The sequence below is a fragment of the Thiohalophilus sp. genome (assembly GCF_031581315.1).
GTDB lineage: Bacteria > Pseudomonadota > Gammaproteobacteria > UBA6429 > Thiohalophilaceae > Thiohalophilus.
Genome location: NZ_JAVLAZ010000012.1, coordinates 1 through 9,356, shown reverse-complemented (window position 1 = coordinate 9,356; position 9,356 = coordinate 1). Strand labels below are relative to the sequence as shown.

The following is a 9,356-nucleotide window of genomic DNA, read 5'->3' as shown; positions in this document are numbered from 1 at the left end:
CCGTAACACAGTCCGGCGTCGTTGATCGGGATCTGTTGTGGCAGATAGACGCGAAAGCCGGCCTGTTGACACTGTTGCATGACCCGTTCGCTGAGTAAACGATTTTGAAACACGCCGCCGGACAGGCCGATGGCAAAATCGCCGTGGCGCTGTTTCAATTCATTGGCCTGGGCGAGCAGGGCCCGGGCCAGGCTGTGATGAAAGGCGGTGGCCCGATCGGCCATCGACAGGTTCTCATTCAGTAATAACGGCAGCAGCGGGGCCCAGTCACTGCGTAACAGCCCCGAGTGTTCCGACAGGGGCAGGTCGATGCCGTCATGCGCACCTTTGAGTGCCTCCTGTTCCAGCCACATCGGTCCCTGGCCTTCGAAGCTGGCACTTTGACAGAGGCCGGTGAGGGCAGCCGCGGCATCGAACAGGCGGCCGATCGCCGTGGTTTGCGGTGCATTGAGCCCTTTTTGCCAGGCTTCCCGCAACAGGGCGGTATTGTCGGGCGCGTTGGGCCAGTCGTATTGGGCCTGCCAGCACAGCGCCAGGGCTGCTCGCCAGGGTTCACGCGCGGCGCGCTCCCCACCGGGTAAATAAAACGGCCGCCAGCTGGCCACCCGCTGCCATTGGCCGGGTCGGCCCAGCAGGGCTTCACCGCCCCACAGGGTATCGTCCGGTCCCAGTCCGACACCGTCCCAGGTAAAGACCAGCCAGCGCGGCTCGTCGGGATATTCCCCGGCGACGATGGCGGCATGGGCGTGATGATGGGCCACCGTTTCCAGCGGCAGATTCTGTCGTTTTGCCCAGCGTGAACTGAAATAATCGGGGTGGTTGTCGCAGACCAGCGCGGCGGGTTCGATCGCATAGAGTTGTTGCAGATCGGCGATGGTCCGGGCGTAGACCTGCTGACTGCGGGGTGCATCGAGATCGCCGATATGGGGGGAGATAACAATCCGTTGCTCCCAGGCCAGTGCCACAGCGTTTTTCATATGGCCGCCACAGGCGAGTAGCGGTTGGGATAACGCTTGCGGCAGGGTCAGTTCCAGGGGGGCGTTGCCGCGGCCCAGGCGCAGGGGGCGTGGCTGGTTAGCAATAATCCGAATCACCGGATCATCCGCCGGTCGCACGATAGGGCGATTATGGTGCAGGCGAATGGCGGTCAGGTGCGAAAGGCGTTGTCTGACCTCATCCGCGTCGGTCAGTACCGGCTCGCCCGAGAGATTGGCCGAGGTGGCTACGATGGGCTTGCCAAAGCGGGCCAGCAGAAGATGATGCAGGGGACTGTAGGGCAACATGACGCCCAGCTCATTCATCCCCGGGGCCAGGTTGGCGGGCAACGAACACCCGGGCCGGCGGGATAACAGCACAACGGGACGGGCCGGTGAACGCAAACTGGTTTCGGCAACGGCATCGACCTGCAAGTGCTGGCGTATCACCGCCAGCTCATCCTCGCCGCTGGCGGGGAACATGATTGCCAGCGGTTTGTCGGGACGCTGTTTGCGCTGGCGCAAGCGATCAATGGCGATCTCATCGGTGGCGTCACAACACAGATGATAACCGCCGATACCTTTTATAAGGATAATTTCGCCCTGCTGTAATGCCGCAATGGCCGCTTGCAGGGCGGCATCGGCAGCATGGTGTTGAGCGTGATGTTCAAATGCCAGTGTCGGTCCGCAATCGGGGCACGCCAGCGGTTCGGCATGATAACGGCGATTGTGCGGATCGGTGTATTCCGCCTGACACGCGGCGCATAAGGGGAAATCGCGCATGGCGGTATTCGCCCGATCATAGGGGAGCCGTTCGATCAGCGTAAAGCGCGGCCCGCAGGCGGTGCAGTTGATAAACGGATAGCCATAGCGGCGATCGTCGGGATCGTTGAGTTCATGCCGGCAGTCGGGGCAGAGAAACAGATCGGTCGGTACATGGATGTCGTTCGAGTCGCCTTCCTGCGAGGGGTGTATCGCAAAGCCGGAGCCGGTTCCGGTCACGGTGTCGATCGTGCGGGTGGAGCGGAATTGAGGTTGCGCGGCGGGCGGTGCCTGTTGCAGCAGTTGATCGCAAAACGCCTGTAAACGATCAGCGGGGCCCTGTATCTGAATACGCACTGTGCCTTTTTCGTTGCGTACCCAGCCAGCCAGTTCCAGCCGGGAGGCCAGGCGATACACAAACGGCCGAAAACCGACTCCCTGAACTTTCCCGCGGATGACCAGCTCAAGACGCTGCAGCATAAAACAGCTTAGCCCGATTAAAAGAACGTCAGCATAACAGATGTCATATTTTTGTAGCGTTGTTTTGCTTGGTGGGCAAACGAAAGCCGAATCATCAGTGATTGATTCGACGCGACGCTTGACCTAATATCGAAGGATAGCGTAACAGATTAATCTGATTCTCTCACCGGAAGATTGATGGAAGACACCCTTTCCAAATTGCTGGCGGCCGAGGACAAGGCCCAGAAGATTATCGACGCGGCGCTCAAGGAACGGGACAGCATCGTCAATCAGGCCACGGAAGAGGCCCGGCGTGCCGAGCAGCAATTCGCAGACCGGGTTCCGGAAATTCATCAATCGTTCATCGACAAGGCACAAGAGCGCGCCCGCCATTCCATCGCGGAGATGGAACGCCGCTTCAGCGAACGCCAGGATGAATTGCAACGCATGGCACAAGAGAATCATGATGCCGCCCTCGATGCTGCCCTGGCCATTATGCTGGGCGAGAAGCCGGACTGAGCATCGTGCAGGCCAAACACGCCTATCTGAATACCCGACTGAACCTGTTATCCGGCTGGATGAAGCGAACGGATCTGAACCGGCAATTAATCCGCAAAGCCGATGCCCGCCCGGATGATTTGTTGAGCCAGGCCGGGTTACCCCAAATCTTTTCCGGGCTGCTTTCGCAGCCTGATGAATTTGACCGGCAACTCCATCAACTCTTTCTGCATGAAGTCACTCTATTGTTGAGGGCTACCACGGGCGCCTTGCGGGAGTTTGTCATTCAGTGGTTGCGTCAGTACGAGCTGTTGAATATCAAGACGGTCCTGCGGGCGCGAGCTTACGGGGAACCGATCGACTCGACACGCATAACCCTGCTGGATATCGGCGGCTATGCCAGCCTTTCGGCCGAAACCCTGCTGGCCGCCGAAGATGTCAATGAAATCTTCCGGGTACTGGAGCATTACAACTATGCCGGGCTGGCACAAAAAGCGCGGCGTAATTATCAGGAGCAGCAGAACATTTTCGATCTGGAGGCAATGATCGACCGTCAGTACTTTGTCGATCTGATGCAGCATTTTCAATTTCTTGACCCGGCACATAAAAAAGCCCTGCAACCGCTACTGGGGATGCAACTGGATCGAGTCAATCTGCTGTGGTTGCTGCGCTACCGGCTGAACTACGGCATGGACACCTCGCATATCTACTATTTGCTGGCGCCGACCGGTCGCTGGCTGGACAAGGCGGTATTGATGACACTGTTGCACCAGGACACAATGGAGGAAATGCTGCAACAGCTGCCACCAGCCTGGCACAAGACCGTTGCCGGAAAACAACAGCTGACCCGCCTGGAGAATGCCGCCGATCAACTGTTACAAAACTATTATATGGGGCTGTTTCGACGCTCCCCGGACAGTGTCGTGCGCCTGGTTTGTTATCTCTGGTTGCGTCAGCATCAATTGAAACAGGTCGCGATTATTATCAAGGGGCGGGAACTCGGCCTGGAGAGTTCCATGATCAGTGATGCCGCCGGCCTGGAAGATCAGGACCAGGCAGGATCGAATCCTGGCGGGGAACTGAATCTGGCGAGGGCAGGATGATTCGGCTGCGTCCCGAGCGCATGCGCCACATTACCCTTTATCTGGTTCGCGAATCCGTGCCCGATGTATCGCTGCATCTGGCCCGCTTTGGCTGGTTCAATCCGATACCCTCGAACGCGGATTCCGAAGTTCTGCCATCACGCCCCGACAGTGAATACCAGAACACCTATGCCCGGGCCAGAAAACGGCTGGACAAGATCCTCCATTTTACCCATCTGTCGGTACACGGTGAGACGGACGCGATTGACCAGATGTTGCCCCTTCCCGAGTTGCAGGATCTGGATGAGCGGCTGGGCGAGTTGTGGCAGCATTGTTCCCGTCTCGAAGAACAGCAGCGCAAGGTTTCTGAGGAGCTCCGCCACACCGGGCAGCTGCAAAATACCCTGCAGGAATATCGGGCGCTGAATATTGATCTCGGCCGTCTGCAACAGCCGCATACTTTTCTGGATATCCGCCTTGGAACCGTGCCGTTGAGCGAGGTCAACAAACTGCGTGATGCCCTGAGTCTGAATAACTATCTGCTGACGCTGTTCCGCTACCAGGAAAATCAGGCGCATGTGGTGATAGCCGGAGACAGGGAACAGGCCGGGAATATCGCCAGGGTGCTGGAAGCCGCCTCGTTTCGCACGACGTCCTTGCCGGCGGAGTTTCATGATTATCCCGAACGCCTGCAACAGCAACTGAGTAGTGCACTGGAAGAGTTGCAAGAGGAACAGCAGCAGCTGAAGAAGCGCGTTCGGCAAACGGCGCAGGATAATCGTGATGTTCTGGAACAGGCGCAGGCGCAACTGAATATCGCGGAAGCCTATGCCGAACTGTCCGGCCAACTGGCTTCCAGCGGGGCCCTGGGTTCCCTGCAGGGCTGGGTGCCCCGGGCCCGGCTTGCGGGCTTACGCAGCACGCTGATGGACGTTCTGGGTGATCGCTTTGTGCTGGCCGTGCGGGCACCCCGGCTGGAGGAGCGTTCCCGCGTACCGTCCTATACCGAACATGCCGCTTTTTTACGTCCCTTTGCCGGACTGGTGAAAAACTATGGCGTCCCGCGCTATGGCGAGTTCGATCCAACCTGGTTATTTGCGCTCAGTTATATTCTCATGTTCGGCATGATGTTCGGCGATATCGGTCACGGGCTGATGATAATGCTGGGCAGTTTGTTGTTACGTGGGAAACTGACAAGCTATCGGCCCTTTTTTGTGGCCATTGGCCTGTCGTCGAGCCTGTTCGGTTTTGTCTACGGCAGTCTGTTCGGCTTCGAGGAGATTATTCCGGCCTGGTGGATGTCGCCCCTGCATGATCCGGTGTTAATGCTGACCGTGGCCCTGGGCTGGGGCATCGGCTTTATCATGCTGATGGTGCTGCTCAGTATCCGTAATCACTGGATCGACGGTGACTATCGGGCAGCATTGTTCAGCGGACACGGCGCAGCCGGTTTGCTGTTGTATGGCGGGTTGCTGCTGCTTGGCTGGCAAGGGTTCAGCCAGGGCGAAGTCGGCGCTGCGGGAGCAGGGCTTGCGGGACTTTCGTTGCTGGCCATCCTTGTGCATGGCTGGGTTAGCTCGAGTTCGTCGCGAGGGGAGCGCACGCTGGTGATTCTGATCGAGGCATTCGAAACCGTCATAGGCTATTTCAGCAACACCCTCTCCTTTTTGCGTGTGGCGGCCTTCAGTATTAACCATGTTGCCCTGATCGTGGCGGTATTCACCGTTGCGAACATGTTTGATAGCACCGGTCAATGGATTACGATTGTACTGGGTAACCTGTTTGTTTTGGTTCTGGAGGGGGCGATCGTTGCCATCCAGGTATTACGTCTTGAATATTACGAAGGGTTCTCGCGTTTTTATCGCGGCGACGGCCAGGCTTTTCGGCCGCTGGTTCTGCGGGATGCGGGCTGAGCACTATCGACTGATTGGATATTCTAACGGAGATCAACACGATGCTTTACTGGATAGTCGGACTTGTCAGCGTCAGCTTTGTCGGCATTATTGCCGTCGGCGCTTATTATGAAATGCGACCGCAACCGGCCGCCGGTCGGCCACGCCGTCGAATGCGAAATGTGCTCGGCGGTAATCTGTTTTTGTTCGTGCTGGCTGAAATACTGTTGCTGTTTACCGCCGCCAACGAGGTGATGGCTGCCGAGGCGGTGAATGTCGCCGTGAGCGAGGTATCGATCGGCAAGGGACTGGCGCTGATCGGAATCGGGATACCAACTGCCGTGGCCACCATTGCTGCGGGAATCGCGGTAGGGCCGGTCGGTTCCGCGTCGCTGGCGGTCATCGCGGAGAAGCCGGAAATGTTCGGGCGCACCCTGATCTATCTGGGCCTGGCCGAAGGTATTGCGATCTATGGCCTGGTCGTCACAATCCTGATGCTGGGTAAAATCTAGATTCCCATGGAACGCAATGTGCGCATGCTGGCTCTGGGTAGTGCCGCCCTGACCGACGGTTTCGCCCTGCTGGGTTTTGAAACCTATCCCGATGCCGACCGGGAGGTGTTGAACCGCGTGCTGGAAGAGCTGGTACAGCAACGGGACCGGGCGCTGGTGCTGGTGGAGCCGGTCTTGTGTGAGCAGCCGAGTGCCTTGTTACAACGCCTGCGCATCGAAGGCGGTCAGATCCTGATTACCGAAGTTCCGCCGCTACAAATGCCGGAAGGCTATCAATCGGATGTCGAGGATCTGTTGCACTCGGTACTGGGCCAGAGCGCCCTGGAGACATAATGGCAGAAGAGCGCGATCAGACCGATAATCTGGAAAAGGCCTTACTCGAGCGCGCCAATCGCCTGGCACGGGAATACCTGGCGCGCGCCGAACAGCAACGCGAGGATATCCATCGCGATTTGCGCGAAAAACTCCATCTCAGCGAAGAGCGTGAACTACTCTCGGCACGGGAGAAGAGCGAGCGTGTCTATCAGCAACGTATCCAGGCCAGCGAATTACAGCTCCAGGCCCGACTCGATGACCTGCGCTGGCAACAGGTACAACAGCTACTCGATGAACTGTTGCACCAGCTGCAGCAGCGGGCCGAGGATGAAGAAACCTATCTGCAACTGTTTGGACAGTTGTTGCAGGATGCGGCCGGGGCCATCGATGCCGAGCATCTCATTGTGCAGGTGAACCCGAACGATCGACAGCGCCTTCAAAACGTTGCGACAAAACAATGGCAGACATGGCTGCCGGACAAAGAGATCACTCTTTCGGATCAAACCTGTGATTGCAGCGGCGGCGTTCTGGTGTACGACAGCGATAACCGGATTCGCGTGAACAATACCTTCGAGGGCCGGATTGCCATGCTGCATGAACAACTTGAACAAACCATCATGGAACATCTGTTCAGTAAAACCCTTACCACCGGGGAAATGATTCATGGGTGAGGTGCGGGAGATCAATGGCCCGATTGTGCGGACCCGGCTGCCCGGGGCGATGAACGGCGAACAGGTGATTATCGGCCAACTGCAACTGATGGGCGAGGTGATCGGCCGGGAAGGGGACGAGGCTATCGTCCAGGTCTATGAATCGACCGAGTCCCTGCATCCCGGCGAGTCGGTGGAGGGACTGGGCCATCCTTTGTCGGTCGAACTGGGGCCCGGTCTGCTGGGACAGATTTTCGACGGTATCCAGCGTCCGCTCAACAAGCTCTATGAACGCAGCGGCGATTACATTGCCCGGGGGCTGAATATTCCGGCACTGGATCGGGACAAGCTCTGGGCCTTCCAGCCGCAAAGCGATCTGCAGGCAGGGCAGTCACTGGCCGCCGGGGCAGTGCTTGGCACGGTGCAGGAAAGCGAGACCATCACGCACCGCATTCTGGTGCCGCCGACACTTGAGGGAGAATTGGTGTCGCTGGTGGATGCCGGCGAGTATGGCGTGGAAGAGCCGATCGCGCGGCTGCGCGACAGCCATGGCCAGGAACACGCCATCAAGCTTTATCAGCGCTGGCCGGTGCGACAGCCGCGTCCCTATTCGCAGCGTGACAATGCGATCGCGCCACTGTTTACCGGGCAACGGATTCTGGATACCTTTTTCCCTTTGCTCAAGGGCGGCAAGGCGGCGGTGCCGGGACCGTTCGGCGCCGGCAAGACGGTCGTGCAACAGCAGATCGCGCGCTGGTCGAATGCCGATATTGTGATCTATGTCGGCTGCGGGGAGCGCGGCAACGAGCTGGTGGATATCCTCGACAGCTTCCCGCAACTGACCGATCCCTATAGCGGTCGTTCACTGATGGAACGCACGCTGCTGGTCGCCAATACTTCCAATATGCCGGTTGTGGCGCGGGAAGCCTCGCTCTATACCGGGATCACCATCGCTGAGTATTACCGCGACCAGGGTTACGATGTGGTGATGGTGGCCGATTCCACCAGCCGCTGGGCCGAAGCGCTGCGCGAAGTGGCCGGCCGGCTGGGGCAAATGCCGGTCGAAGAGGGCTATCCCGCCTATCTCGCCTCCCGGCTGGCCTCGTTTTACGAACGGGCCGGACGGGTGAAGACGCTCCACGACGCCAGCGGCTCGGTTTCTCTTATCGGCGCAGTCTCCCCCCCGGGCGGTGATTTTTCCGAACCGGTGACCAGTCACACCAAGGAGATCGTGCAGACCTTCTGGGCCCTGTCCAAGGAGCTGGCCGACGCCCGGCATTATCCGGCGGTCTCCTGGACGGAAAGCTTTTCCGAATATGTCGGGGTGGCCGCCGAATGGTGGCACGAGCAGGTGGACGCACACTGGTATACCGAACGGGGCGAAGCGGTGGCCCTGTTGTCCCAGGCCGATGAGCTGGCGCGGATTGTCAACCTGGTCGGCCCCGAGGCGCTATCTTCCTTCCAGCGCTGGACTCTGGAGATTGCCGGTCTGTTAAAAGAGGCCGTGTTGCAGCAAAGCGCGCTGGAAGACAATGACAGTTATGCCTCGCCCGAAAAACAGTTTGCCCTGTTGCATCTGGTCATCGAAATAAAACGCCAGGGTGAAAAGTTGCTGAAGCGGGGCGTGCCGGTTCAGCAGTTACTGGAACTGTCAGTACTGACGCAGGTGAAGCGGCTCAAGTCACGTTACAGCAGCGAACAGGTGACCGAGCTGCAAGCCTATCATGAGACGATCGAGCAGGCCTTTACCGAACTGGGCAGCGAATACCCGGAGCTGGAAACCCATGAGTGAGCGTTATCGTCCCGAGGAATATCGCCTGGCCAGTGCCGCGCGTGGCGGGTTGCTGTATATGCAGGGCGTCGGGGATGTCGCCTTCGGTGATCGGGTGCAGATTCGCAACCGTGACGGGCAACTGCGCAATGGCCAGGTGATTCGCAGCTCCCCCGACGTGGTCCTGATCCAGGTCTTTGAAGGCACTGATAATCTTAACCTGGAAGATACCTGGGTACGGTTTCTGGACAGGCCGTTTGAAATCGCCCTGTCGCCGGACGTGCTGGGCCGGGTTTTCAACGGCATCGGGGAGCCGCGCGACGCGCGTCCGCCGCTGGTTTCCCGCCAGCGCTGGAACGTCAATGGCGCCCCGACCAACCCGGCAGCCCGGGCGTATCCGCGCGAGTTTATCCAGACCGGGGTTTCCGCGATCGACGGGCT

General features: G+C 58.8%; 8 protein-coding genes and 1 pseudogene. 8 read left to right on the top strand and 1 reads right to left on the bottom strand.

Going from position 1 to position 9,356, the window contains the following annotated elements:
• Positions 1 to 2,216 (bottom strand): carbamoyltransferase HypF (gene hypF / locus RI563_RS02865; RefSeq protein WP_310692837.1); only part of this gene is annotated, 2,216 nt, incomplete at its 3' end.
• A 177-nt stretch (positions 2,217 to 2,393) separates the two neighbouring features.
• Here hypF and RI563_RS02860 point away from each other — a divergent pair.
• The 8 genes and pseudogenes from RI563_RS02860 to RI563_RS02825 all read left to right on the top strand — a co-directional run.
• Positions 2,394 to 2,714: an ATPase gene (locus RI563_RS02860; RefSeq protein ID WP_310692836.1), complete on the top strand. Its 321-nt coding sequence runs from the start codon at positions 2,394 to 2,396 to the stop codon at positions 2,712 to 2,714.
• Positions 2,715 to 2,719: 5 nt separating this feature from the next.
• On the top strand, positions 2,720 to 3,796 hold the full coding sequence (locus RI563_RS02855; protein ID WP_310692835.1) for a V-type ATPase subunit: 1,077 nt from the start codon (positions 2,720 to 2,722) through the stop codon (positions 3,794 to 3,796).
• Positions 3,793 to 5,688, top strand: a complete 1,896-nt coding sequence (locus tag RI563_RS02850) for a V-type ATP synthase subunit I (protein ID WP_310692834.1) — start codon at positions 3,793 to 3,795, stop codon at positions 5,686 to 5,688. Before RI563_RS02855 ends, RI563_RS02850 begins: the two co-directional genes overlap by 4 nt.
• Positions 5,689 to 5,729: 41 nt before the next feature.
• Positions 5,730 to 6,179, top strand: coding sequence for an ATP synthase subunit C (locus tag RI563_RS02845; protein WP_310692833.1), 450 nt, complete (start codon positions 5,730 to 5,732; stop codon positions 6,177 to 6,179).
• A 6-nt stretch (positions 6,180 to 6,185) separates the two neighbouring features.
• Complete coding sequence (locus RI563_RS02840; protein WP_310692832.1) at positions 6,186 to 6,512, top strand: V-type ATP synthase subunit F; 327 nt, start codon at positions 6,186 to 6,188, stop codon at positions 6,510 to 6,512.
• The gene (locus RI563_RS02835) at positions 6,512 to 7,165 is read left to right on the top strand and encodes a V-type ATP synthase subunit E (protein WP_310692831.1); all 654 of its coding nucleotides are present in this window, start codon (positions 6,512 to 6,514) and stop codon (positions 7,163 to 7,165) included. Before RI563_RS02840 ends, RI563_RS02835 begins: the two co-directional genes overlap by 1 nt.
• Positions 7,158 to 8,936, top strand: a complete 1,779-nt coding sequence (locus RI563_RS02830) for a V-type ATP synthase subunit A (protein ID WP_310692830.1) — start codon at positions 7,158 to 7,160, stop codon at positions 8,934 to 8,936. Before RI563_RS02835 ends, RI563_RS02830 begins: the two co-directional genes overlap by 8 nt.
• Positions 8,929 to 9,356 (top strand): annotated as a pseudogene (locus RI563_RS02825) (V-type ATP synthase subunit B); the annotation flags it as partial. The gene RI563_RS02830 and the pseudogene RI563_RS02825, both read left to right, overlap by 8 nt.